The sequence below is a fragment of the Alistipes megaguti genome (genome assembly GCF_944320325.1).
In the GTDB taxonomy this organism is placed as follows: domain Bacteria; phylum Bacteroidota; class Bacteroidia; order Bacteroidales; family Rikenellaceae; genus Alistipes; species Alistipes megaguti.
This window is the reverse complement of record NZ_CALUHA010000006.1, coordinates 69,538-93,620: the sequence shown is the minus strand read 5'-3', so window position 1 is coordinate 93,620 and position 24,083 is coordinate 69,538. Positions and strand designations below refer to the sequence as shown.

Annotated in this window: 19 protein-coding genes; 10 read left to right on the top strand and 9 right to left on the bottom strand. The window is 61.6% G+C overall.

Annotated features, from left to right (window positions below; all coding sequences use genetic code 11):
• Nucleotides 1–559 precede the first annotated feature (559 nt).
• Nucleotides 560–1,192 carry a YiiX/YebB-like N1pC/P60 family cysteine hydrolase gene (locus PUQ42_RS03070; RefSeq protein ID WP_273370889.1) on the top strand — a complete coding sequence of 211 codons (633 nt, stop codon included), beginning with the start codon at nt 560–562 and terminating at the stop codon, nt 1,190–1,192.
• A gap of 280 nt (nt 1,193–1,472) precedes the next feature.
• Here PUQ42_RS03070 and PUQ42_RS03065 read toward each other — a convergent pair whose 3' ends face one another.
• A complete protein-coding gene (locus tag PUQ42_RS03065; RefSeq protein ID WP_087311649.1) occupies nt 1,473–2,144 on the bottom strand; it encodes an MgtC/SapB family protein in 672 nt (223 codons plus the stop codon).
• Nucleotides 2,145–2,175: 31 nt separating this feature from the next.
• Entirely contained in the window at nt 2,176–3,693 is a 1,518-nt protein-coding gene (locus tag PUQ42_RS03060; protein ID WP_273370884.1) for a S41 family peptidase, read from the bottom strand.
• Between the two features lie 132 nt (nt 3,694–3,825).
• On the opposite strand from PUQ42_RS03060, the gene rpmI reads away from it, so the two are divergent.
• The 4 genes from rpmI to gltB all read left to right on the top strand — a co-directional run bounded on the left by rpmI (nt 3,826) and on the right by gltB (nt 10,611).
• The gene (gene rpmI, locus PUQ42_RS03055; protein ID WP_009598828.1) at nt 3,826–4,020 is read left to right on the top strand and encodes a 50S ribosomal protein L35; all 195 of its coding nucleotides are present in this window, start codon (nt 3,826–3,828) and stop codon (nt 4,018–4,020) included.
• A 120-nt stretch (nt 4,021–4,140) separates the two neighbouring features.
• Complete coding sequence (gene rplT, locus PUQ42_RS03050; protein ID WP_087311651.1) at nt 4,141–4,485, top strand: 50S ribosomal protein L20; 345 nt, start codon at nt 4,141–4,143, stop codon at nt 4,483–4,485.
• 72 nt (nt 4,486–4,557) lie between these two features.
• Nucleotides 4,558–5,799 carry an MFS transporter gene (locus PUQ42_RS03045; RefSeq protein ID WP_273370870.1) on the top strand — a complete coding sequence of 414 codons (1,242 nt, stop codon included), beginning with the start codon at nt 4,558–4,560 and terminating at the stop codon, nt 5,797–5,799.
• A 333-nt stretch (nt 5,800–6,132) separates the two neighbouring features.
• On the top strand, nt 6,133–10,611 hold the full coding sequence (gene gltB / locus PUQ42_RS03040) for a glutamate synthase large subunit (RefSeq protein ID WP_273370866.1): 4,479 nt from the start codon (nt 6,133–6,135) through the stop codon (nt 10,609–10,611).
• An 82-nt stretch (nt 10,612–10,693) separates the two neighbouring features.
• Here the strand turns inward: gltB and PUQ42_RS03035 are convergent, their stop codons facing one another.
• The gene (locus PUQ42_RS03035) at nt 10,694–11,647 is read right to left on the bottom strand and encodes a hypothetical protein (protein ID WP_273370864.1); all 954 of its coding nucleotides are present in this window, start codon (nt 11,645–11,647) and stop codon (nt 10,694–10,696) included.
• 194 nt (nt 11,648–11,841) lie between these two features.
• Between PUQ42_RS03035 and PUQ42_RS03030 the strand changes: the two genes are divergently transcribed.
• Entirely contained in the window at nt 11,842–12,564 is a 723-nt protein-coding gene (locus tag PUQ42_RS03030) for an MBL fold metallo-hydrolase (protein WP_122120512.1), read from the top strand.
• An 88-nt stretch (nt 12,565–12,652) separates the two neighbouring features.
• Here the strand turns inward: PUQ42_RS03030 and PUQ42_RS03025 are convergent, their stop codons facing one another.
• From PUQ42_RS03025 to PUQ42_RS03005, 5 genes are all read right to left on the bottom strand, one after another.
• Complete coding sequence (locus PUQ42_RS03025) at nt 12,653–12,982, bottom strand: heavy-metal-associated domain-containing protein (protein ID WP_087311588.1); 330 nt, start codon at nt 12,980–12,982, stop codon at nt 12,653–12,655.
• A gap of 228 nt (nt 12,983–13,210) precedes the next feature.
• Nucleotides 13,211–15,604 carry a TonB-dependent receptor gene (locus tag PUQ42_RS03020; protein ID WP_273370860.1) on the bottom strand — a complete coding sequence of 798 codons (2,394 nt, stop codon included), beginning with the start codon at nt 15,602–15,604 and terminating at the stop codon, nt 13,211–13,213.
• 82 nt (nt 15,605–15,686) lie between these two features.
• The gene (locus PUQ42_RS03015; RefSeq protein WP_087311590.1) at nt 15,687–16,109 is read right to left on the bottom strand and encodes a Fur family transcriptional regulator; all 423 of its coding nucleotides are present in this window, start codon (nt 16,107–16,109) and stop codon (nt 15,687–15,689) included.
• Between the two features lie 141 nt (nt 16,110–16,250).
• Complete coding sequence (locus PUQ42_RS03010; protein WP_273370858.1) at nt 16,251–16,685, bottom strand: hypothetical protein; 435 nt, start codon at nt 16,683–16,685, stop codon at nt 16,251–16,253.
• On the bottom strand, nt 16,682–16,954 hold the full coding sequence (locus tag PUQ42_RS03005; RefSeq protein ID WP_122121645.1) for a PqqD family protein: 273 nt from the start codon (nt 16,952–16,954) through the stop codon (nt 16,682–16,684). Before PUQ42_RS03005 ends, PUQ42_RS03010 begins: the two co-directional genes overlap by 4 nt.
• Before the next feature lie 74 nt (nt 16,955–17,028).
• Between PUQ42_RS03005 and PUQ42_RS03000 the strand changes: the two genes are divergently transcribed.
• The 4 genes from PUQ42_RS03000 (at nt 17,029) to PUQ42_RS02985 (ending at nt 21,940) form a co-directional block, all read left to right on the top strand.
• The gene (locus tag PUQ42_RS03000; RefSeq protein WP_273370891.1) at nt 17,029–19,041 is read left to right on the top strand and encodes a RecQ family ATP-dependent DNA helicase; all 2,013 of its coding nucleotides are present in this window, start codon (nt 17,029–17,031) and stop codon (nt 19,039–19,041) included.
• 23 nt (nt 19,042–19,064) lie between these two features.
• The gene (locus PUQ42_RS02995) at nt 19,065–19,673 is read left to right on the top strand and encodes a 3'-5' exonuclease (protein ID WP_087311597.1); all 609 of its coding nucleotides are present in this window, start codon (nt 19,065–19,067) and stop codon (nt 19,671–19,673) included.
• Nucleotides 19,670–20,869, top strand: a complete 1,200-nt coding sequence (locus PUQ42_RS02990) for a class I SAM-dependent rRNA methyltransferase (RefSeq protein WP_122120509.1) — start codon at nt 19,670–19,672, stop codon at nt 20,867–20,869. The genes PUQ42_RS02995 and PUQ42_RS02990 overlap by 4 nt, the downstream gene beginning before the upstream one ends.
• 225 nt (nt 20,870–21,094) lie before the next feature.
• Complete coding sequence (locus tag PUQ42_RS02985) at nt 21,095–21,940, top strand: alpha/beta hydrolase (protein ID WP_122120508.1); 846 nt, start codon at nt 21,095–21,097, stop codon at nt 21,938–21,940.
• A 154-nt stretch (nt 21,941–22,094) separates the two neighbouring features.
• On the opposite strand, the gene yidC is transcribed toward PUQ42_RS02985, so the two are convergent.
• Nucleotides 22,095–24,050: a membrane protein insertase YidC gene (yidC, locus tag PUQ42_RS02980; RefSeq protein WP_122120507.1), complete on the bottom strand. Its 1,956-nt coding sequence runs from the start codon at nt 24,048–24,050 to the stop codon at nt 22,095–22,097.
• Nucleotides 24,051–24,083 lie beyond the last annotated feature (33 nt).

The following is a 24,083-nucleotide window of genomic DNA, read 5'->3' as shown; positions in this document are numbered from 1 at the left end:
TATTGTTTGAAATCACTCTTTTTCAAGAGTGGAAAACTTTAGCTGCTCAATCACTTCAAAGAACGCTGTTCGTATATTTCTATAAGAACAATTCCTTATTTTTCCGGGGCTCCGATCACTCCTCCTCGCCCCTTGGCTGACCGCCGTTTTTTCAGCGGAAAGTGGTGCAAAGATAAACACTTTTTTTGAAACATCCAAATCTTTTTTCAAGATTTCTTTTCGATTCGAAAACTTCCTGAACCCTCTCACTCGCATCTCGGCCATCGCTGACCTCCTTGCGGGCTGCAAAAGTAACAACCTTTTCCGAATCTTCCAAATCTTTCCGAAAGATCTTGTCAAAACGTCTCAGAACCTCGTCACTTCGGTCGAAATCCCGCGGCTGCAACCGCCGTCTCTCTCAAAGCGGGTGCAAAGATAAGCACTTTTTTCCGTCCCTTCCAAATATTTTCCGCACTTTTTTTACCCCCTCTTTTTACCCAAATCGCAAACTCCACTATCCGTCAGGTAGTTACTTGTGAAATTTTTTTAATATCTTTGCCCGAAGTAAACCTCCCAGAAAATGAAACGGACACTTATATATATAGCGACCTTGTGGGCAGCTTTTGCCTGCACGGCATCAGAGCCCGAAATCCGGACCGGCGATCTGTTGTTTGAGGTCGGCGCCACATCGGAGATGAGCGGAGCAATCACCGCCGCAACCGGAGACGACAGCCCGCTGAATTTCACCCATGTAGGAATTGCAATCACCTGCGAAGGGGCCGATTCGGTACTCGAAGCGACCAGCAATGGCGGGGTCCGGATGACTTCGCTGGATGAATTTCTGAAGAACGCGTCCCGAATCAATGACCGTCCGGCCGTCGTGGCCATGCGCCTAAGCGATACGACGGGCGTAGCAGCCTCGGTCGCACGGGCGCGAAGCTTCAGGGGACTCCCCTACGACTACTCTTACCGCCCGGACAATGGACGCTTCTACTGCAGCGAACTGATCTGGGAGAGTTATCGCACGCCGGACGGGGAGCGGATCTTTCCGGCCCGGCCGATGAATTTCCGAGCTACAGACGGGACGATGCCCGCCTTCTGGGTGGAGTTGTTCGAACGGCTGGGAGAGCCGATTCCCGAAGGTGAGCCGGGTACCAATCCCAACGATATAGCCCACGATCCGCACCTGAAAGAGGTCAGCCGCTGGTTCTGAAAGGGACGACAGCCGTGCGCCGGAAGCCCCGACGTTCGTGCTCCCTTCCCGAACGTACTTCCTTGCCTCCAACACCGTCCAAAACAGCCGTCTCGCGACCGTTTTTTCGAAACCACCCTCCCCGGACTGTCCTCGAGAACCACCCCTGAGACAGCCCTTCGGCACTCAGCATTCTAAACGGTCCCTCTCGGCACCCGGCCTCAAAACGCCCCCCTCTCATCTCTCTGAACTGCCCCGGCACCCGGTCCCCGAAACTCACCTTCCCGACACTCGTCTCCGGTCAGACGATGCGCTCGATCGTAATGTCGGGATCGGCCCGCAGCAGGTCGATATAACCCTCCTCGCTGACCGCCCCCTTGGAGCGGATAACCAGCGTGGCGCGATAGACAATGCCGTCGGGCGTGCGGGCGGCCTCCACCTCATAGGAGATTACCGCGTAGTCGCGGCTTTCGAGCCGGTTGAACATGGCGTCAACCACAGCCCGCGTCGGAGCCGAAAAGACAACCATCGTGCGTCGGCTGCCCAGTCCGCCGAAGAAGAGCGACAGAACCTCCAGTCCGAAGAGCGTCAGCACGGTTGCCGCGGCGGCCACGAGATACATGTGGCCGCCGGCCGCCAGACCGATTCCGGCCGTGGCCCAGAGGCTGGCCGCCGTGGTCAGACCGCGGACCAGCTGCCGGTGGATGATGATCGTGCCGGCGCCGATGAAGCCGATACCACTGACCACCTGGGCCGCAATGCGGCTCGGGTCCAAACGCAGGCCGTCGTGCGAGGCCAGAAAATCCTCGAAGCCGTATTGCGAAACGATCATCATCAGCGCACTTCCGAGCGCCACCAGAAAATGGGTGCGGAAGCCGGCATCCTTGACACGGTACTCACGATCCAGGCCGATCACCGTACCGCACAGCCCGGCCACACACAAACGAATCAGAAAATCCCACTCCATATTCATCATTCACTCCGTTACGTTGACACGCCTCACATCACTCCACGCCGAGCAGTTCGAGGGCCTTCTCCAGAGCGGCGTCACGCCCGGCACGGATGTCATCCAGCGTATCCTCAACCGTCACATCGGGGGCAATACCCAGCCCGACAAACTCCTTGCCATCCGAGAAACGCACCTCCTGCGTACAGATTCCACACTGCAGACCGGGCAGCAGCTCGTAAAGGGCAACAGTTCCGGCACACCCCGACGTCGGCGTTCCGACGGTCGACATGTGGGGTTGCGAAGCGGCCAACGCCAGGAAACACTCCGCGGCCGAGCCCGTCGCATCGTTGACGAGAATCACGGTCGGCACCTCCAACACCTCGCGGCTGCGCGGAAAGCGATAGGCGCTGCGCTCGGGTTCGGAGAAGGCCGCATCGTTGTAGTATTCATAGGCCAGCTTCACGCGGGCATTGCCCACCGTGTCGGCCGGCGTGGCATCGGAACCCCACGAAGCCAGAGCGGCATCATAGATCCGCGTACGCCAGACGGCACCGCGGAGAAGCGTATCGCGGGTCAGATGCGAAAGGAATTCGGCGGCCATACGACTGCTGCCGCGTTCGTTCCAGCGCAGGTCGATGATCAGCGCCCGGGCCCGGTTCTTTACCCCGGGGAAGGCATCGTGAAAGGCCCGGAAGACACGTCCGGGGCGGAACGAACCGATCTTCAGACAGGCCACGTCACCGGGGTACCACGTCACGCGGAAATCCTCGTGCAGTTCGTCCCATCCATGTCCGGGCAGAGCCGTGCAGGCGATCCGCTCACCGGCTTCGGGCCGGGCGTTGACCAGCCGCACGCAGGCCTGCGAGCCATCCGGGCGGCGGAAGGTCACCTCATGCGGCGAGCCGACCATATCGAGCAGCATCTGCTCGACGGCCAGACGCCGCCGCACACGGTCGGTCGAGGCCGAAACACGTGTCATCACCTCCCCGAGCCACGCCTCGACGGGCCGGCCGTCGACTGCCAGAATCTCGGATCCGGGCGGCATGAGTTGGGCCTTGTCGCGGCTCACCTCCGAGACCACGACATGCCCGCCGACATCCATCAGGCGCAGCAGCCATCCATCCTCGAAGCGGACGGCCGACTGCGGGAAGTCACGGCTGTGGCGGATGAAGGTCTGTTCGTTCTGCAGGCGGGCGCAGAGCCCCTCGAGCTGGCGGTAGAACTCCACGTCGTTGCGGGCCTGCTGCACGGGGACGATCATCGAACGGTAGAGCGAATCCCAGCGCTCGACGCCAAAACGGTCCATGTAGGCGAAATTGCGCCGCACCTCCATCCAGAGCTTCGAGAGGGCGAAGAGACGCTGCTCCGGGCTCCAGGGCGTATGCGAATAGCCGGCCCAGGCCCTGCCGCGCAGAGCGCCGTGGCGACGGTGCGGGACATTCACGGTACGGTAAACCATCGTATCCCCCCTCAATTCGACACCCACGGTCTGCACGGGCGGCTGCTGGGCCTTGGCCCCGGGCACTGCTCCGACCGCCGCGAGCAACGCAAACAACCAGATAGACTTCCTCATGACGCAACGTTTTTGATGCAACAAATTACGAAAAAAGAGCGAGACCGCAAAGTTTTCGCGGCAAAAGATTGCACGAAGCAAAAAAATTCGTACTTTTGCAGGCTATGTTTAACTAATTAACTATTTACGAAAATGCCGAAAATGAAAACCAATGCCGCTGCGAAGAAGCGTTTTACCTTCACCGGCACAGGAAAGATCAAGCGTAAACACGCTTATCACAGTCACATCCTGACCAAAAAGACGACGAAGCAGAAGCGGAACCTCTGCTATTCGGGTACCGTATCTGCGGCCGACGAGGCCAAAATCAAGAACCTGCTGGTGAAGTAATCCGCCGGCCGATTCGGATAGCCGCCCGCCAGGGCAAACCCAATTCACAAACCGGGACAAACCAGCCCCGAAGAACACGGGAGAACCGTGTCGCTGGCCGTCCTCCAAAAACTTTACATTATGCCACGTTCAGTAAACGCTGTTGCGTCTCGCGCACGTCGAAAGAAAGTTTTGAAACTTGCCAAGGGTAACTTTGGTTCAAGGGGAAACGTATGGACCGTTGCGAAAAACACGGTCGAGAAAGGGTTGTGCTTTGCCTATGCACACCGTCAGCTCAAGAAGCGGACATTCCGTTCGCTGTGGATCATGCGTATCAACGCTGCCGTCCGCGCCCAGGGAATGACCTATTCGCAATTCATCGGCAAGCTCAACGCCAAAGGCATCGTCCTGAACCGCAAGGTGCTGGCCGATCTGGCCATGAACGAGCCGAAGGCATTCGAGGCAATAGTTAACGCAGTTAAATAACCCTTCTGACGAGGGTTCAGCACGGCGGATACCCTCACGGGTGTCCGCCGTTTCTTTTCTTTCCCGATCCCCATGTCCGCAGAGAACTGGAAACATACCTTCGCCGTCATCTGGAGCGGTCAGGCCGTCTCGATCCTCAGCAGTTCGATCGTCGCCTACGCAATCATCTTCTGGATGAGCGTCGAGACGCGTTCGGCCGAGGTGCTGGCCCTTTCGGCCATGGCCGGCATGCTGCCGCAGGCCGTGCTGGGGCTCTTCGTGGGGGTCTACATCGACCGCTGGGACCGCAAACGCACGATGATTCTGGCCGACAGCTTCATCGCCCTCTGCACGCTGGGGCTGGCCGCGCTGTTCTGGAGCGGGCGGGCCGAGCTGTGGCATGTCTACGTGCTGCTGGCCTGCCGTTCGGTGGGAACGGCCTTCCACGTGCCGGCCATGCAGGCCTCGGTGCCGTTGCTGGCCCCCGAGCGGCAGCTGACACGCATCGCCGGCGTGAATCAGGTGATTTCGTCATTCTCGGACCTGGCAGGACCGGCACTGGGAGCCCTGCTGCTGGGGCTCACCTCGATCGGCAACATCCTGCTGCTCGATGTCGTGGGGGCGCTGATCGCCTGCACGACGCTGCTCTTCGTCCGCATTCCGAACCCCGAGCGCCCGGAGCGCAAGGCCGATCTGTGGCACGAACTGCGCGAAGGATTCGCCGCCATGCACTCGCAACCCGGTCTGGGATGGTTCTTCGTGCTGGCCATCGCCATCTGGTTTCTGATCATGCCCGTCGGGGTGATGTTCCCGCTCATGACGCTCAACCACTTCGGCGGCGGCACCTGGGAGATGAGCTTCGTGGAGATCATCTGGGGCGGCGGAGCCCTGCTCGGCGGGGCGATCATGGGGGCCCGCAACTACCCGATCAACCGCATCGTGCTGATCAATCTGATGTATATCATGGTGGGGCTTTCATTCCTGCTCTCGGGACTGCTGCCACCGACGGCCTTCTATTGGTTTGCGGTGCTGACGGCCGCCGCCGGCGTCTCGAGCAGCGTCTTCAACGCCTCGTTCGTCGCCGTGCTCCAGACCCGCATCGAGGCGGGTCTGCTGGGACGCGTGCTGTCGCTCTACCGCAGTTTCGGACTGCTGCCCTCAGCCCTCGGGCTGCTGAGCACGGGATTTCTGGCCGAGCAGGTGGGGCTGACCACAACGTTCGTCCTCTCGGGAGGAGCCATCTGCCTGCTGGGGTGCGTGGCCTTCTGCCTGCCGTCGGTGCTGCGGCTCGACCGACACCCCGAACAGCCGGATTCCTCTTCCAACAAGCGGTAATCCACCCCGGCCACCGGCCCGACACCCTGCCACACCCTCCGGGAGCCCCCTCAATCGGCCACAAATCACCCCGACCCACGCCCCGGCAGAATTCCCCTCCTTGCAAAGAGCAGTCAATGCAACACACTTAGAACCAACACAATACGTTTCCACTCACACTTTGCAAGGCTGGAATAATATTAAAATAATTTCAAAAATAGCCCTCCAATTTGCATCTTTTTTCAAAAAATCCTTATCTTTGTAGGTATTGACTGTTGCCGGAGAGGAAGGGGAAAACAAAAATCGCCCCGTCGCCCCGCCACAGTCTGTCGAAGGTTAGTTAGCGAGAATCCTATGAAGAAAACGTATGCCATGCCGGAGGGTGGACTCTACCGTCCGGAGAACGAGCATGACGCCTGCGGGGTCGGACTCGTCGTCAACATCAACGGAAACAAATACCACTCGGTCGTCGACCAGGGACTCTGCGTGTTGGAGCACATGGCCCACCGCGGCGCCGAAGGTTCGGACAACAAAACCGGTGACGGTGCGGGTATTCTGGTGCAGATTCCGCACGAATTCATCCTGCTGAACGGCATTCCCGTTCCGGAAAAGGGGCGCTACGGCGTGGGAATGGTCTTCCTGCCGCGCAACGAGGAGGACCAGCGGCTCTTCATGCGGCTGGCCACCGAATCGGTCGAGGAGCAGGGACTGCAGCTGATGGCCACACGCCGCGTGCCGGTCGACAGCACGATCCTGGGTGAGGATGCCGCCGCCACGGAGCCCGACATCTGGCAGCTCTTCATCGTGGGGTGCGACGACCGCCAGCGGCTCGAGGAGCTGCTCTACGTCGTGCGCAAACGCCTCGAGGCACGGATCGCCTCGTCGACGATCCGTGACAAGCGAAGCTGCTACATCGCCAGCCTCTCGACGCGCACGATCGTCTACAAGGGAATGCTCTCGTCGCGCCAGCTGCGCCACTACTTCACCGATCTGCAGAGCCCCTACTTCTCGAGCGCCATTGCGCTGGTCCACTCGCGCTTCTCGACCAACACCTTCCCGACATGGAGCCTGGCGCAACCCTTCCGGCTGATCGGCCACAACGGCGAGATCAACACCATCCGCGGCAACCGCCTCTGGATGGGGACGCGCGAGGCGGTGCTCCATCCCGAATTTACCGGGCGGACCGACGGCGGACTGGGTCCGATCATCCAGCCGGGGATGAGCGACAGCGCCTCGTTCGACAATGCGCTGGAGTTCTTCCTGCGGAGCGGCATGTCGCTGCCCCACGCGCTGGCAATGCTCGTTCCGGAGAGTTTCAACGAGAAGAACCCGCTCTCGAAAAAGCTCAAGAGCTTCTACGAATACCACTCGATCTTCATGGCGCCGTGGGACGGTCCGGCGGCGATCATCTTCTCCGACGGACGCTACGCGGGCGGCATGCTCGACCGCAACGGACTGCGTCCGGCACGCTACCTGATCACGCGCGACGGACTGATGGTCATCGCCTCGGAGACGGGCGTACTGAATATCCCGGCCAACGAGATCGAATCGAAGGGGCGCCTCGAGCCGGGCAAGATCCTGATGGTCGACACCGAACAGGGGCAGATCCTCTTCGACGACGAGATCAAGCGCCAGCTGGCCGCGGAGTACCCCTACGACGAATGGCTGCACGACAACCGGATCATCCTGCGCCACATCACCAGCGGACGCCGCGTGACGCACGAGGTGCCCCATTACGCCCAATCGCTGCGGGCCTTCGGCTACGACCGCGAGGAGATCGACCGCATTCTCAAGCCGATGGCCACGGCCGCGGTCGGCCCGACCGTCTCGATGGGCGACGACACGCCGCTGGCCGTGCTGTCGGAACAGCCGCAGCGCTTCTTCAACTTCTTCCGACAACAGTTCGCCCAGGTGACCAACCCGCCGATGGACTCGATCCGCGAGGAGCTGGTCATGTCGCTGACCAGTTACATCGGCGCCGTGCGCAAGAACATCCTCAAGCCATCGGCCGAGCTGTGCAAGGTGGTGATGATGGCCTCGCCGATCATTTCGGACCGCGATCTGGACATCCTGCGCAACCTCGAATACAAGGGCTTCCGCACCATCACGCTGCAGATGCTCTTCCCGGCGGGAGGCGACGGACGGGCGCTCGAAGAGGCGCTCGACGCGCTGTGCCGGGCGGCCGAACGGGCCGTCGACGAGGGTTACAACTACGTGATCCTGAGCGACCGCGGCATCGACCCGGAACACGCCGCCATCCCGTCGCTGCTGGCCATGTCGGCCGTGCACCACTACCTCATTTCGCGCCGCAAGCGGTCGCAGATCGCCGTGATCGTCGAGAGCGGCGAGGTGTGCGAGACGATGCACGTGGCACTGCTGATGGGCTACGGCGCCAGCGGCGTGAACCCCTACATGGCCTTTGCCATCCTCCGGCAGCTGACCGCCGCGGGCGAACTGCAACTCGACTACGAAGGGGCCGAGCAGCACTACATCCGGGCCGTCGACAAGGGGATGCTGAAGATCATGTCGAAGATGGGCATCTCGACGATCCGCAGCTACCGCGGCGCAGCGCTGTTCGAACCGCTGGGCGTGGGCGATGCGCTGCTCGAACGCTACATGGGCGGCGGTCACTCGTCGATCGGCGGCATCGGACTCGAGGAGGTGGCGCGCCAGGCCTCGGCCCTGCATGCGCGGGGCTTCGCCGCTCCGGCCCTCGAAGAGACGCCGCTCGAGAACTTCGGACGCTACGCCTACCGCCGCGACGGCGAGTTCCACGGCTGGAACCCCGCCACGGTGCTCTCGCTGCAGAGTGCCGCCCGCACGGGCGACGAGGCAACCTTCGCCGAGTTCACCCGCCAGGCCGAACACCGCGACAAGCCGCGTTTCCTGCGCGATCTGATGGAGATCGTCAGCGACCGCCGGCCCATCGCACTCGAGGAGGTCGAACCGGCCGGGGAGATCATGCACCGCTTCGTCGTGGAGGCGATGTCGTTCGGGGCCATCAGCAAGGAGGTGCACGAGACGATCGCCGCAGCGATGAACCGCATCGGCGGCCAGAGCAACACGGGCGAAGGGGGCGAAGATCCGGCCCGCAACACGCCGCTGGCAGACGGCACGTCGCTGCGCAGTGCCGTGAAGCAGGTGGCTTCGGGACGCTTCGGCGTCGATGCCGAGTACCTGGTCAACGCCGACGAGATCCAGATCAAGGTGGCGCAGGGGGCCAAGCCCGGCGAGGGCGGCCAGCTTCCGGGTTTCAAGGTCGACGAGATGATCGCCCGCACGCGCCACTCGATCCCGGGTATCACGCTCATCTCGCCCCCGCCCCACCACGACATCTATTCGATCGAGGATCTGGCCCAGCTGATCTTCGACCTGAAGAACATCAACCCCGAGGCGCTGATCAGCGTGAAACTCGTCGCCGAGAGCGGCGTGGGGACCATCGCTGCGGGCGTGGCGAAGGCCAAGGCCGACAAGATCCTCATCAGCGGTTCGGACGGCGGCACGGGAGCCAGCCCGGCCGACTCCATGAAATACGCCGGCGTACCGGTCGAAATCGGACTGGCCGAGATCCAGCAGACGCTCGTGGGCAACCGTCTGCGGGGCCGCGTGCGGCTACAGGCCGACGGGCAGATGAAGTGCGCCCACGACGTGCTGGTGAGCGCCCTGCTCGGAGCCGAGGAGTATGGATTCGGCACGGCGGCCCTCGTGGTGCTGGGGTGCCGGATGATCCGCAAGTGCCACACGAACACCTGCCCGATGGGCGTGGCGACGCAGAATCCCGAACTGCGGAAGCGCTTCACCGGCAAGCCCGAACACCTGATCACCTACTTCCGGCTGCTGGCCGAAGATCTGCGGCGCCGAATGGCGGCCATGGGTTACGCGCGGCTCGACGATCTGATCGGCCGCAGCGACCTGCTGCGCCAGCGTCCGATTGCCGCCGGCGCACCGGGCGACGGACTCGATCTGCGACGGCTGCTCTTCCGCCCGGCGGGTGACGCCGATCGGCGCCATACCCAGCCGCAGGAGCACGCCCTGACGGAGGTCATCGACCGACAGCTGCTGCCGCTCTCCGACCGGGTGATCGACGAACGGAAGAATCTCGTGCAGGCCCTGCCGATCGCCAACACGGACCGCAGTGTCGGAGCGATGCTCAGCGGCCACATCACGCGCCGCTGCGGCAGCCGGGGACTCACGACGGGTTCGCTGACGGTGACCTTCCGCGGAAGCGCCGGTCAAAGTTTCGGCGCCTTCCTCTGCCCGGGGATTACGTTCCGCCTCGAGGGCGACGCCAACGACTACCTGGGCAAGGGGCTTTCGGGCGGACGGCTCGTTGTCGTACCGCCTGAAGGGAGCCGCTTCGCCGCCGAAGGAAACGTCATCGCCGGCAATACGCTGCTCTACGGCGCCACGGCGGGCGAGGCCTACATCAACGGCCGGGTCGGCGAACGCTTCTGCGTGCGCAACAGCGGAGCGACGGCCGTCGTCGAGGGAGTCGGCGACCACGGTTGCGAATACATGACCGGCGGCCGCGTGGCCATCCTCGGACAGACGGGCCGCAACTTCGCCGCAGGCATGAGCGGCGGTATCGCCTACGTCTGGAACCCGCGCGGCGATTTCGACTACTACTGCAACATGGAGATGGTCGAACTGACGCTGCTCGACCGGGCCGATGACCGCGAAGAGCTGCACCGGCTGATCATCACCCACGTCCGCCACACGAACAGCGCCATCGGCCGTCGGATGCTGGAGAACTGGGAGAGCTACGTGCGGCAGTTCATCAAGGTGACGCCCGTCGAATACAAGCGTTACCTCGAACAGCAACGCCGACAATAGTCTCCGGCACGACACGGCGCAAAAAAAGGGCGGCAACCCGATGGGGTTGCCGCCCTTTTTTTGCGGTCCGGTTCCCGGTTCGCTACAACTTCGGATAGACGTAACCGTTGTAGTAGATCCGTGAATTGCCGTTGGTCCATTCGACGCGGACATCGGGTGCGGGAAATGCCGACGTATTGTATTCGAAGGCCGAGGTGAACTCACATTCCTGCGTGCCGCCGATAATCTGCAGCCCGACAAAACGTCCCTCGGAGACCTTGTATGCCATATGGAGAGGCGTTTCATTTGTGCTGGCGTAGATCGACGGTCCGGAGGCCGAGCCGTCGACCTCGAAGGTCTTGCCGTGGCAGGAGGAGTAGGCCAAAGTCACCCCCTCGTCGGCGGGACGGACCACCAAACCCCCGGCACCGGTGCTCCAGTTCGAAGAAACGATCTTGCTACCCTCATCGGATGCCACGGATGCCACGATACCGGACACGCGGATGGTATAGGATCCGTCCTGATTGTCGGTGAGGGTCGTAGTACCCCCGTTCATGTCGATCTGCGTCTTTTCGCCGTAAGTGGAGGCGCTGTAGACCTTGAAGTCGGACAGCATCTCAACGCTCCATTCGGCACCGCCGGTCAAGGCGGGAGCACCGTTCGTGTGGACGAGCAGCGAACCTCCGAGGTAGAAGCCGCCAGGCATCTGATAATTCGGGTCGAAGGTGAGCTTGTAGCCCTCGGCAACCTCCTCGAGACCGATCTCCTTATAGGGGTTGAAGAGAAGTTTAAGCAGGCTCTTCCCCTCATACTCGACATTCTCCATGGTCACCGACTGATCGCCCGCCTCGCGCTGCTTGGCCACCTCGGCCGCCATCACGGCCACCCGCATGCCGGCATTGGCAGCCTGCATGGCGACCCGATCCTGGGTCATGACGTAGGTGTAGATATATTGACCGGGCCGTACGGGCAGCCAGTCCTTGTAGGAGTCATTCTCCTTGACACAGCTCGAGAGCGCCAGGGCCGCGAGCATCAGCGTAGCAAAAATTCTCTTCATGCGATGTTGTCGGTTATACGTTTTCCATAAAACGGGCTCCGGAGCGGATTACTGCATGCCCGAAGCAAAAAAAACAGGTTCACGCCCCAAAGGTACGATTTTTTTTACGAAGGAGCGGAATATTTGGACAATTCGCCGCAAAATCGTATCTTTAATCCACGATGAAGACCCATTTGATAATCGGAACAACCATTATGTCCTTACTTACCTTCTTCGGATGCGGCCGTTCAAAGGCCCCCGAATACCCGTCGGACACGCTCACGGCGCGCGACGGGCGCGAAATGAGGTTTCATTTCTTCAAACACGCCTCGCTGGCCATCGAGACCGGCGGGAAGTGGATCTACGTGGATCCGGTCAGCGAATACGCCGACTACGCCTCGCTGCCGAAAGGCGATCTGGTGCTGATCACCCACTCGCACCACGACCACCTGGACATCACGGCCGTGGATCGGATTCTGACCCCCGAGACGGAGATTCTCTGCGACCGGACCTCGGCCGAAGCCTTCGAGATGAACTGTTACACGATGCGTCCGGGGAGCGTGGCCACGCCGCGCGACTACGTGAAGATCGAGGCCGTGGCGGCCTACAACACCACGCCGGGACACCTTCAGTTCCACCCGAAGGACCGCGAGGATTGCGGTTATGTGCTGACGATCGGCGGAACACGCATCTACGTGGCCGGCGATACGGAGCCGACTCCGGAGCTGAAGAAGCTGAAAAACATCGACATCGCCTTCCTGCCTGTGAACCAGCCCTATACGATGACCGTCGATCAGGCCGTGGAGGCGGTCAAGGCGATCCGTCCGGCGATCTTCTACCCCTACCATTACGGCGAAGTGGAGGAGAAGACCGATCTGGAGCGCCTCACACAGGAGTTGGACGGGGTGACCGAGGTCCGAATCCGGCCGCTGGAATAACCCTCGCGAGGCTTTTGCCCGCCCGAAACGAATCGGGGCGATCTCTCAGCCGAGAGACCGTCCCGATTCCTTTGAAAGAGGCAGGCAGTTACTTTTTCGCCGCGGATTCGGTATTCGAGGACTTCTTGACTTCGGCCTTCACCTTGAGCGAGGCCAGCCCCTGGATGATCTTCTCGTCGCTGTTCTTCGAGGCATCGTAGACCACGGTCACCTCCTTTTTCTCGAGGCTTACCTGTACGTCCTTGATACCCTTGCCGAGCGAAGGGACGTTGTTCAGGATCTTGTTGACACAATGTTCGCAGTCGACATCGGCCGCAAAGATCGTCGTCACCATCTTTTTGGGAGCGCCCTTGGGGGCAGCCACCGTCAGGCCCACGCCCATCACCAGGGCCAGGCACAGCATCAGAATTCGTTTCATTGTTTTTGCCATTTTATCGGTTGTTGTTTCGGTTTTGTTTTCCGGGTTTTCCGGCATATCGGTCTCCTGTTAGGTATATCGGCCTCCGCTCGGCAGCCTGTCAATAGATATTCAGCCGCAGGCCGATCTTCGCATCTTTGTCAACCGCTGCCGAAGCCTCCCTTCTCAAAGGGAGGTTTGGAGGGATTGTCTGCATCGGTTCCATATCGGCCTCCACTCGGCAGCCGATCAATAGATATTCAGCCGCAGGCCGATATAGAACTTGCGACCCATGAGCGGCCCCCAGACGTTCATCGAGTTGAAGCGATAATCGTATGGATTCTCCGCATTTATGATCGGGTCCTTCTGGATGTAGTCGGCGATGTTCTCACACCCGACATAGAGGTCGAACTTGCCCAACTTGCGGCTCACCTGGGCGTAGAACATCGGATAGCGCGGTGAGTAGTAGCTGTCGGCCAGATCGGCATTCTGCGTCGGAATACGCGCCGGACCGTTCAGCTGCGCCGTGGCATCGAAGGTCCAGCGGCGGAATTTCGTGGCATACTGGATGTTGAGCAGCGTCTTGTACTGACTCACCAGCGGGCGTTCGACACGGGCCGAAGTGCCGTCCGCACGGCGGATCGTCATCTCACTGTCCGTGTAGCGGAACGTGGCGAAGATGTCGAGCCGCTCGACGGGCGTCCACGAGAAGTCGATCTGATAGGTATCGGTGAACGAACGGCCGTCGGTGCTGTAGAAGACAATCTGATCGGCGAACATCTCCTGGTCGGCCACCACCGAGTTGTAGAACTGCGTGCGGAAGTAGTCGAAACTCAGCGTGGCGTCATCGGGCTCGACAAGGCCGAAGGTCTGCGTGAGGCTTCCACCCGCGGTGAGGGCCTTCTCCATACGGTCGATATCGCGGAACGAACCGTCGAAGTGCAGCCCGGCTTCGTCGAAGGTCACCGGACGGATGGCGCGGCCCGTAGCCAGCACGCCGATGTTGTCCGTGATGAGGTTCGTCGAACGGTAACCCAGACCGGCCGAGGCGCGGAGCGTGGTCGAGCGGGTGATGTTCCACTTCAGATGGCCGCGCGGCGTGACGAAGAAGCGGTCGTAATAGTGGTTGTAGTCGCCGCGCACACCGGCCACGACCGAGAACTTGTCCTTGATGGCATAGGTGTACTCGGCGTAGAGGCCCGCCTCACGCTCGTTGCGGTCCAGATCGAAATCGGCGCTGGCCAACTGTGTGATCCAGGGCGTGCGGTTGAGCAGCCCCTCACGGTAGTAGTCCAGATGGAGCTGTCCGCCGACGATGAGCGACGAACGGTAGGTGAAGTAGTGGTTGTACATCAGATTCAGGGCCAGCGAATTCTGGTTGCCGTCGTAGTTGTTCAGCCCGAAGTAGGCCGCCTCGTTGAAGTGGTCGAAATCGGCCACGAACGCCAGGTTCGAGCGCATCTCGTCCTCCTCCTCGGCATCGTAGACCGACGGCCCGACTGGCATGCCGAGCTTGAAATAGCCGTTGACGTTGCGGTTGCGGATGTGCGAACCGTAGAACGGCATGGGCTTGGGCTTGTCCTCGTCCGTCCAGTTCCAGTCCTCGAGCATGGCGTCGCGCATGGCCGTCGTATTCTTGTAGTCCATCATGCCGCCCAGGCGGTTCTCCTGGACGAACTTCCAGCCCCAGCGGATCTGCATGCCGTTGTCGGCGGCATAGAGCCACTTGTTGGCCACGTTGACCTGGTTCGAGATGGGCAGATCGTGGAATCCGTCGTCGTTGTGGTCCATCCTCCGCACGTCGGTGTCACCCGAACCGTGGAGCAGGATGACGCTCGAGAGTTTCTTGTCCCGCGTGACGGGGAAAGCCGACGAGAGGTTGACCTCGGGGCGGAGCTCATCGTCGAGATAGACGTTCAGGAAGAGGCGCTCCTCGTCCGTTGGTTTGCGGTGTTCGAGGTTGATCTGCCCGGTGATGGCCTCGTGGCCGGCCGTCACCGAGGCCACGCCCTTCGAGACCTGGATCGAGTTGAGCCACATGCCCGGCGTGTAGCTCATGCCGTAGGGGGCGCTCAGGCCGCGCATGATCGGGCGGTTTTCGTCGAGGATCTGGGTGTAGGTTCCGGCCAGACCGAGCATCTTGATCTGCCGGGCTCCGGAGATGGCGTCGCTGTAGCCGACGGTCACCGAGGCGGAGTTTTCGAACGACTCGGCCAGGTTGCAGCAGGCCATCTTGCAGAGGCCCGCAAAGGAGATCATCTCGCCCTTGACGATGCCGTCGCGCTTGACGAAGTTGCCGCTGACGGTCCCTTCGACGACGACATCCTCCAGAGCTACGCCCTCCGCACGCAGGGCGAACTCGACGCGCTCGGCGCCGTTCTCGACGCGGAGCGTATCATTGACATAACCGAGATACGAGGCCACCAGACGGTCGTATCCCCGGACGCGATGGAGCAGAAATACCCCCTGGGCATCGGTGCTGGCCCCGATGGTGGTTCCGGCCCAGTAGACCGAAGCGCCGACGAGGGGGTTGTTGTCGGCGTCGCGCACCACGCCGCGCAGGTCCTGGGCCACGGCGGCCCCGCACCCGCAGAGGACGGCCAAAGCCGTCATGAAAAGAGTGTTCAGATGCAAGCGAATCATGAGATCATCCAATTTGTTTACGCCGGCAAAGGTATCGCAACGTTTTTGCAACCCGATTGCAAAGACGGGCAGCGCGCGAAGATCAGTGTTTCGACCGGCAGGCGGGACAACGTCCCTTGATCAGGTAATTGATCTCCCGGACCTCATACCCCTCGGGATAGCTGATCACGGGGATATGGATGTTGTCCAGGCAGAAGGTTTTTCCACAGATTTCGCAATGGAAGTGGCAATGCATCTCCTCGACGCGGCAGGCGTGGTCGTTGTGGCAGAGGCAGTATTTCGTGGCGCCGCTGCCGTCCTCGACGACGTGGAGCAGATGGTGACGGGCGAAGAGCGTGAGCGAGCGGAAGATCGAGGATTTGTCGAGCGTGTCGGCCTCGGTTTCGAGGTCGGCGAGGCTGAACGTATTCTCGAAGCGCTCCATGATCTCGAGCAACAGGATCCGCACCGCCGTAGGGCGGATACCGTGTTGTTGCAGAATCTCTTCCAAACGGTTGTCGTTCATGCTTTTCGACGGTCAACTGCTGTCAGGCCTGCCCCGACAGCGGAGTTCAACGATTTGCGAAACAGGGGAAAAACCGGCGACGTACGGCCAGGGAGCTCATACGCGGCGGAGTGTGCGCAGCTCCGCCGCACACGCTCCCGACTACCCTCTCACGGGAGGAGCCCTCATCCCGCGGTTCCGCAGGATGACCTCCCGGGGGAGCGGAACCGGAGCAAGCGAAGCATCGCCGGCCGGAAGGATGAGACGGGCCGGTTCGGGGAGTTCGGCCGCCAGCGAAGGCGGCAGTTCCGAGACGATGCAACGGAGATATTTTTCGCTGTCGTCCGAATGCGACGACGTATAGAGTTCGATTTCGGTGGAGTGCCGGTCGCAGTCGCAGCCCGCAGCGAGCCACCCTCCGCCACAGGGCAGCGGATCGGTGCACAGGTCGGCCGCGCAGCACTCCGCACAACGGTGTTCGGTCTGCGCACGCATCATGCCCAGACACTTGCAGGTCATCGACGCCAGCGACACCGAGGCCGTTGCCGCGATGTACAGGGCGCAGAGCGCCAGAGCTATGCAGCGTTTGAACTTCATGATTCGATGATCCCGCACGGGACGAGTTGTCCGATCCACTTCCGGGCGTCGCTGCGGGCTCTCTCGGGGCTCACGTTGTAGCGTTCCGTCAATGCTTCGGCCACCTGTTGGGCCGAGAATTCCCGCCCGCGGAAGAGATTCCACAGCGCACGGGCCGACGCGTTGAGCGCCAGAATGCGTGTCGGAGCGGCGGTTTCGGCCTCTCCGGGGGCCACGGCAACCTGTTCACCGGCCATTTCGCGGAGCCTGTATTCGGAACGGATCTTCATCATGCAACGACTTGTCCGAGGGCAAAAATAGGAAAAATTCCGAAGAACGCCTAATTTTTCGTACCTTTGTGAACATGGAATCTGTCACGGACAACATCTACCGCACACTCGAACGCTACTGGGGCTTTACGTGTTTCCGCTCCGTTCAGGAGCAGATCATCCGTTCGGTAATGGAGGGGCGCGACACGCTGGTGCTGATGCCCACCGGAGGCGGGAAATCCCTCACCTACCAGGTTCCGACGATGGCGCGCGAGGGGTTGTGCATCGTCGTCACGCCGCTCATCGCCCTGATGAAGGATCAGGTCGACCGACTTCGGCGGCAGGGAATCCCGGCCGTGGCGATCCACTCGGGGCTCTCGCCGCGGCAGATCGACATCGCACTGGACAACTGCGTCTATGGCGACACGAAATTCCTCTACGTGGCGCCCGAACGGCTGACCACGGAAGCCTTCCGTCTGCGGGTCGTGCGGATGCCCGTGACGCTGCTGGCCGTCGACGAAGCGCACTGCATCTCGCAGTGGGGCTACGACTTCCGCCCCTCCTACCTGCGGATCGCCGAGCTGCGCGAGCAGCTGCCGGGCGTCCCGGTGCTGGCGCTGACGGCCTCGGCGACGCGCCCCGTGGCCGAGGACATCATGCTCCATCTGAAATTCGCCGAGCCGAACGTCATCCGCAGCAGCTTCGCGCGGCCGAACCTTTCGTACAGCGTCCGCCACACGGACGACAAACTGGGCCAGCTGCTGCGGCTGCTGCACAACGTTCCGGGATCGGGCATCGTCTACACCCGCACGCGCGACGGGGCCGAACAGCTGGCCGAACAGCTCCGCAACGAGGGCATTACGACGGCCGCCTACCACGGCGGTCTGGGCCACGCCGACCGTTCGCAGCGTCAGGAGGAGTGGCTGCAGGGACGGGTCCGGGTGATGGTTGCGACGAACGCCTTCGGCATGGGCATCGACAAGGGTGACGTGCGCTTCGTGGTCCACTACGCGATGTGCGACTCGCTGGAGAGCTACTACCAGGAGGCCGGGCGTGCCGGACGCGACGGCAAGCGGGCCTACGCGCTGCTGCTCGTCGCCTCGGACGACGGCGAACGGATCTCGCGCCGTTTCGAGCAGGAGTTTCCGCCACTGGAGAAGATCAAGGAGATCTACGAGCGGATCTGTTCCTACCTGCAGATCGGCATCGGCGAAGGGGGCGAGACGAGCCATCTGTTCAACCTCTACGACTTCTGCGCGCGGGAACACCTCTATGCCGGGACGGTGCAGAGCGCCGTGAAGCTGCTCCAGCAGAACGGCTACATGACCCTGACCGATCTGCAGGACAACCCTGCTCGGGTAATGTTCTGCGTGAGCCGCGACGATCTCTACCGGCTTCGGCTCCAGCGCGACCGGCTCGACCCGTTCATCCGCACGCTGCTGCGCCTCTACAACGGCATCTTCACCGAATTCCGCCCCATCGACGAGGGCGAACTGGCCACCTGGAGCGGCTATACGGTCGAACGGGTCAAGGAACTGCTCCGGGAGTTGTGGCAGCTGCGTGTGATCCGTTACATTCCGTCGAACCGCTCGCCGCTGCTCTACCTGAACGAAGAGCGGCTTCCGCGCGAGGATCTCTACATTGCCCCGGAGACCTACCGCCGCCGGCAGGAACTCATTCGCGAACGCTTCGAGCAGATGCTCGCCTACGCGCGCAACGAAACGGAGTGCCGCAGCACGATTCTGGAGCACTATTTCGGGGCCGAGTCTGCGGAGCCGTGCGGGATCTGCGACGTCTGCCTGGCCCGCAAGCGGGCGGCCAAAGCGGCTGCCGGAACTCCGAATACGCCGGGCGGTGCGAACGAAAACCCTTCCTCGGCCGACTCCGACACCCCATCGACCGCCTCCGCCGCTCCGTCGGCCGCGGCTTCGGACGAGGAGTTGCGGCGACAGTTGCTCGAACGGTTGACGGCCCGTCCGGCCGATCCGCGCCAACTGGCTGCCGGTTGTGCCGCTTCGCCCGAACGCATCGCCTCGGTGCTCCGCGAATTGCTCGCCGAGGGCAAAATCGTCGCCGACGGCAGCGGGATATTGAAAATTATTCCGTAATTTTGCAGGAACATTCACTCGGGATGACCACAGTCAACAACTTTACCGATAAGATCAGCAACGAAGAGACCGCCCAGCTTCCGGCCATCGAGTTCGGAGGCCGGATCTGTATCATCGACCACGAACGCGACATCGTCGAGGCCTGCAAGGTGCTTGCCGCCGAACCGGTGATCGGCTTCGACACCGAGACGCGGCCGTCGTTCCGTCCGGGGGTGACCTTCCGCGTATCGCTGCTCCAGCTCTCGACGCCGACGGTCTGCTATCTCTTCCGGCTGAACCGGATTCCGCTGGCCAAACCCATCCTGCAGCTGCTCGAGAACAAACAGGTGCTCAAGGTCGGGGCCGATGTGGCAGGCGATCTGCGTGCGCTGCACCAGATCCGCCACTTCCGCGAGGCGGGATTCATCGACCTGCAGTCGATCGCCCCGCAGTGGGGCATCGGCGAGAAGAGCCTGCGCAAGCTCTCGGCCATCGTGCTGGGACAGCGTGTCTCGAAGGCCCAGCGGCTGAGCAACTGGGAGGCCGCGACGCTGACCGACAAGCAGCAGCTCTACGCCGCCACCGATGCGTGGGTCTGCACACGGATCTACGAAAAGCTGCTCCGCACCCCGCAAAAAACGCTACGATCATGATACCACAAGTCATTCTGCGCAAAGGCAAGGAGGAGTCGCTCCTGCGCCGCCACCCGTGGATCTTCTCGGGGGCCATCGACCACATCCGGGCCGAAGAGGAGGAGGATTTCGCCGAAGGGGCCCTCGTCGAGGTCTACACCCACACGGGCGACTTCATCGCCCAGGGCCACTACCAGGTCGGATCGATCGCCGTGCGGGTGCTCTCGTTCGAACGTGAACCGATCGACCAGGCATGGTGGAACCGGCGCGTGGCCGTGGCCCACGACGTGCGGCGCACGCTCGGTCTGACGGACAACCCCACGACGACCTGCTACCGGCTCATCCACGGCGAGGGGGATTCGCTGCCGGGACTCGTGGTGGACATCTACGGCACGACGGCCGTCATCCAGTGCCACTCGGTGGGGATGTACCGTTCACGGATGGAGATTGCCGAGGCGCTGCGCGCGGCCTACGGCGACCGCCTGACGGCCATCTACGACAAATCGTCGCAGACACTCCCCTTCAAGGCGCACCTCGGGGCCGTTGACGGCTACCTGTGGGGCCACGCCGAAAACCCGTCGCAGGTGGTCCTCGAGAACGGCGAACAGTTTCTCGTCAACTGGGAGGAGGGGCAGAAGACGGGCTTCTTCCTCGACCAGCGTGAGAACCGCGAGCTCGTGAAACGCTACGCCCGAGGCCGCACGGTGCTCAATACGTTCTGCTATACGGGCGGATTTTCGGTCTATGCCCTCTCGGGCGGGGCTCGCGAGGTGGTTTCGGTCGACTCGTCGGAGCGGGCCGTGGAGCTGGCCACGGAGAACATGCGGCTCAACTTCGGAGAGACGGACAACCACCGGGAACTGGCGGCCGATGCCGTGGAGTACCTCAAGGAGATCGGTGACCGCTACGACCTGATCATCCTCGACCCTCCGGCCTTCGCCAAACACCACAAGGTGTTGAGCAACGCCATGCAGGGCTACAAACGGCTCAATGCACGGGCATTGTCACAGATCCGTCCGGGCGGCATACTCTTCACCTTCTCCTGCTCGCAGGCAGTTTCGAAGGAGCTGTTCCGCACAACGGTCTTCTCGGCGGCAGCCATCGCCGGGCGCAAGGTGCGGATTCTGCACCAGCTGACCCAGCCGGCCGACCACCCGATCAACATCTACCACCCCGAGGGCGAATACCTCAAGGGGTTGGTTCTCTACGTCGAGTAGCGAAAGGGGCGAAGAGGGGGCGAAAAAGGGCCCGGGCCGACGAGAGAATCCGGAGAACAGGGAGAACCCGGGCAGCCGAGAGGAAGCCAAGCCGTCGAGAGAGTCCAAGCCGCCGAGAGGAACCCGGGCAACCGAGGGTATGCCAAAACGCTGCAAGGAGCCGGGCACCAAGGGAGCCGGGCCGCGGAAAAGAAGGCCGAATCGAATTCCAAATTCCAGCTAAATATGAAATGCTTGTCGATCCTTGCGGCGATACTCTGTTTCGCCGCCCCACTGACGGCAAAGAGCCGTCTGGAGACCTTAACGCTGCATAGCCAACTGCTCAACGCCGACAAGAGCTGCACGGTCTACCTGCCCGACGGCTACGACTGCGACACGACGCGCAGCTACCCAATTCTCTACCTGCTTCACGGCGCCAGCGATACCCATACGGCCTGGACCGAGAAGGGCAACATGCGCCAGATTGCCGATGAAGCCTTTGCCGCGGGACTGGCCCACCCGATGGTGATCGTCATGCCCGACGCCTCGGGCGAGGGCGAGAACCACACCGGTCTTCACATGGGCTACTTCGATGTTCCGGGCTGGCCCTACGAACGCTTCTTCTTCGAGGAGTTCATGCCGCAGATCGAGAGCCGCTACCGGATTCTTGCCGACAAACAGCACCGTGCCATTGCCGGGCTTTCGATGGGCGGAGGCGGCACGGCGGCCTATGCCCTCCGCCACCCGGAGCTGTTCGGCTCGGCCTGCTCGATGAGCGGGCTGCTGGATCTCTTCCCCTCTCCACGCAACTACGACAACGACTTCCAACGCTCCGTGGTGGAGAACTCGCCGGTGGCACAGCTGCGTGCGATGACCGACCAAGAGGTGGAGCAAGCCCGAACGATTCGCTGGTGGGTGGACTGCGGCGACGACGATTTTCTCTGGAAGAGCAACGTCGCCTTCTACACGCTGATGCGCGAGCGCAACATCCCCGTCCAGTACCGGATGCGCGACGGCGGCCACACGTGGCGTTACTGGCAGCAGGTGCTGGCCGACATACTGACCTTCTTCTCGATCGGTTTCGACGAATAGAAGGAGCACCCAATCCGGTCCCGAAGCACACCGCACGAAAAAGGGCTCTCCCGCCGGGGGAGAGCCCTTTTTTCATACGGCTTCGTTCGAAGCTCCGGGACGTCAGTCTGGCCGGATCACCGACCCCGACGAACCGCGGACAACGGCCATCCGACTATTTGCGGCGGGCGCGCTGCTGCTCCTGCTGACGGAGCAACTCTTCATAACGCTGCTGGAATTTCGATTTCTTGCCCTTGGATTTTCGGGCGGCATTGGCCTCCATGATGGCATGGATCTTCTCGTCATCGACCATCCGCCGGATCACGAGCGTCTGCCCGATGGTAATGAGGTTCGAGAGGAGGTAATAGTAGCACAGACCGCTCGAGTAGCTGTTGAACCACAGGAGCATCATGATCGGCATCAGATAGAGCATCATGAACTTCATGCCGGCCATCTGGGGCTGTGAGGAGGCCGTCTGCTGGTAGTTGTACCACGAATAGCCGAAGAGCGAAATGGCCATCAGCAGGGCAAACAGCGAGACATGGTCGCCGTAGAAGGGGATCGAGAAGGGCAGATTCAGCACGCTGTCGTACGACGAGAGGTCGTCGGCCCAGAGGAACGACTGCCCGCGCAGCTCGATCGAAGCCGGGAAGAAGCGGAACATGGCGATCAGGATCGGCAACTGAATCAGCATCGGAATACAACCGCCCATGGGGTTGATGCCGGCCTTCTTGTAGAGCTCCAAGGTGGCCTGCTGGCGCTTCATGGCATCCTCCTGCTTGGGATACTTCTTGTTGAGTTCGTCGACCTTGGGCTTGATCAGTCGCATCTTGGCCATCGAGACATAGCTCTTGTAGGTCATCGGGAAGATAACGATCTTGACCAGAATGACGAGGATCAGGATGATGATGCCGAAGTTCGCGATGTAGTTGCGCAGGAAGTCGAAGACCGGAATCACGCACCAGCGGTTGACCCAACCGAAGATACCCCACCCCAGCGGAACCAGCCGTTCGAGGTGGATGTCGTCACCGGCCGGGAACTCGACCTTCTTGAGGATCGAATACTTGTTGGGGCCGAAGTAGAAGGCGAAGTCATAGTTCTGGGTCTGCGGCGTATAGGGCACGGTCATCTGAGCCGAGAAGCTCTTGAGCAGATCCGATTCGGGAGCGGCCGTCGTGAACGACAGGTTGGCATAGGAGACATTCTCCGGGGCGATGAAGACCGACGAGAAGAACTGCTGCTTGAAGGCCACCCAGTTGACCTGCGAAGAGACCTCCTTGGACTTGGACTTTTCGCTCATGCCCAGCTCTTCGATCGAGTTTTCATCGGGGAAGCGGTAGGCCAGCGTGGTGTACATGTTTTCGTTCTGGAATCCACGCTCGTTCTGATAGGTATCGTTCGACCAGTCGATCTGAATCTGGGTCTGGTTGGCCATGGCATGAGCCATGTTGACCAGGCACACGTCGAAATCGACCAGATAGTCGCGCTGCGGGGTCTTCGTATCATATATAAGGTACCGGTACTCCAACGCGGCCCCTTCGGCCACGGGCAGACGCATGACCACCTGTCGGGCCCCGTCCCCGAGCGTCTCGACGGGCTGCGCCTCGAAGACGTAGTCCAGCGTGTTGACGGGGATATTCCGCAGGCCGTTCTTGACGTAGAACGACAACCCGAAACGCGACGTCGAGGGATCCATCAGCTCGACAAGCTGGCTGCGTTCTCCGCGGGGGGCATACTTGGTGAAATCCTTCAGGGTGACCCCCTTGACCTGACCGCCGCGGGTCGAGAAGCGGACGGCGATCACGTCGTTCTCGACGGTGAACTCCTCGGCCTCGGCCTCGCGGGCGGCCGTAAGAGCCTCGCCGAGCATCTCGACCTGACGCACCCGGGCCGCAGCGGCGAGCGAATCGGCATCGGCCGGATCGGCCAACACGGCATCCGCCGCAGCGAGCGAATCGGCGCCTGCAGCCAGCGGGGTCACGGGTTGCGAAGCCCGGGCCACCGAGTCGACATAGGCGTCGTAGAGGGCCTTCTGCTCCTGATATTCTTTCTGTTCCTTACTGCTGAAGAAGGCGAACCCCAGGAAGAGGAGCGCCACGACGGCAATACCGATAATCGATTTCTTATCCATTCAAACGTTGTTGCTTGTTTTTGAGTGAGTAAT

What these genes read in the sequence shown, in the direction of transcription:
- PUQ42_RS02990 (WP_122120509.1), top strand. Translation starts at nt 19,670, where the DNA reads ATGATACCACAAGTCATTCTGCGCAAAGGCAAGGAGGAGTCGCTCCTG.
- PUQ42_RS03015 (WP_087311590.1), bottom strand. Translation starts at nt 16,109, where the DNA reads ATGAACGACAACCGTTTGGAAGAGATTCTGCAACAACACGGTATCCGC.
- PUQ42_RS03045 (WP_273370870.1), top strand. Translation starts at nt 4,558, where the DNA reads ATGTCCGCAGAGAACTGGAAACATACCTTCGCCGTCATCTGGAGCGGT.
- PUQ42_RS03025 (WP_087311588.1), bottom strand. Translation starts at nt 12,982, where the DNA reads ATGAAACGAATTCTGATGCTGTGCCTGGCCCTGGTGATGGGCGTGGGC.
- PUQ42_RS03000 (WP_273370891.1), top strand. Translation starts at nt 17,029, where the DNA reads ATGGAATCTGTCACGGACAACATCTACCGCACACTCGAACGCTACTGG.
- PUQ42_RS03065 (WP_087311649.1), bottom strand. Translation starts at nt 2,144, where the DNA reads ATGAATATGGAGTGGGATTTTCTGATTCGTTTGTGTGTGGCCGGGCTG.
- PUQ42_RS03070 (WP_273370889.1), top strand. Translation starts at nt 560, where the DNA reads ATGAAACGGACACTTATATATATAGCGACCTTGTGGGCAGCTTTTGCC.
- rpmI (WP_009598828.1), top strand. Translation starts at nt 3,826, where the DNA reads ATGCCGAAAATGAAAACCAATGCCGCTGCGAAGAAGCGTTTTACCTTC.
- PUQ42_RS03010 (WP_273370858.1), bottom strand. Translation starts at nt 16,685, where the DNA reads ATGAAGTTCAAACGCTGCATAGCTCTGGCGCTCTGCGCCCTGTACATC.
- gltB (WP_273370866.1), top strand. Translation starts at nt 6,133, where the DNA reads ATGAAGAAAACGTATGCCATGCCGGAGGGTGGACTCTACCGTCCGGAG.
- PUQ42_RS02985 (WP_122120508.1), top strand. Translation starts at nt 21,095, where the DNA reads ATGAAATGCTTGTCGATCCTTGCGGCGATACTCTGTTTCGCCGCCCCA.
- yidC (WP_122120507.1), bottom strand. Translation starts at nt 24,050, where the DNA reads ATGGATAAGAAATCGATTATCGGTATTGCCGTCGTGGCGCTCCTCTTC.
- PUQ42_RS03035 (WP_273370864.1), bottom strand. Translation starts at nt 11,647, where the DNA reads ATGAAGAGAATTTTTGCTACGCTGATGCTCGCGGCCCTGGCGCTCTCG.
- PUQ42_RS03060 (WP_273370884.1), bottom strand. Translation starts at nt 3,693, where the DNA reads ATGAGGAAGTCTATCTGGTTGTTTGCGTTGCTCGCGGCGGTCGGAGCA.
- PUQ42_RS02995 (WP_087311597.1), top strand. Translation starts at nt 19,065, where the DNA reads ATGACCACAGTCAACAACTTTACCGATAAGATCAGCAACGAAGAGACC.
- PUQ42_RS03030 (WP_122120512.1), top strand. Translation starts at nt 11,842, where the DNA reads ATGTCCTTACTTACCTTCTTCGGATGCGGCCGTTCAAAGGCCCCCGAA.
- rplT (WP_087311651.1), top strand. Translation starts at nt 4,141, where the DNA reads ATGCCACGTTCAGTAAACGCTGTTGCGTCTCGCGCACGTCGAAAGAAA.
- PUQ42_RS03005 (WP_122121645.1), bottom strand. Translation starts at nt 16,954, where the DNA reads ATGAAGATCCGTTCCGAATACAGGCTCCGCGAAATGGCCGGTGAACAG.
- PUQ42_RS03020 (WP_273370860.1), bottom strand. Translation starts at nt 15,604, where the DNA reads ATGATTCGCTTGCATCTGAACACTCTTTTCATGACGGCTTTGGCCGTC.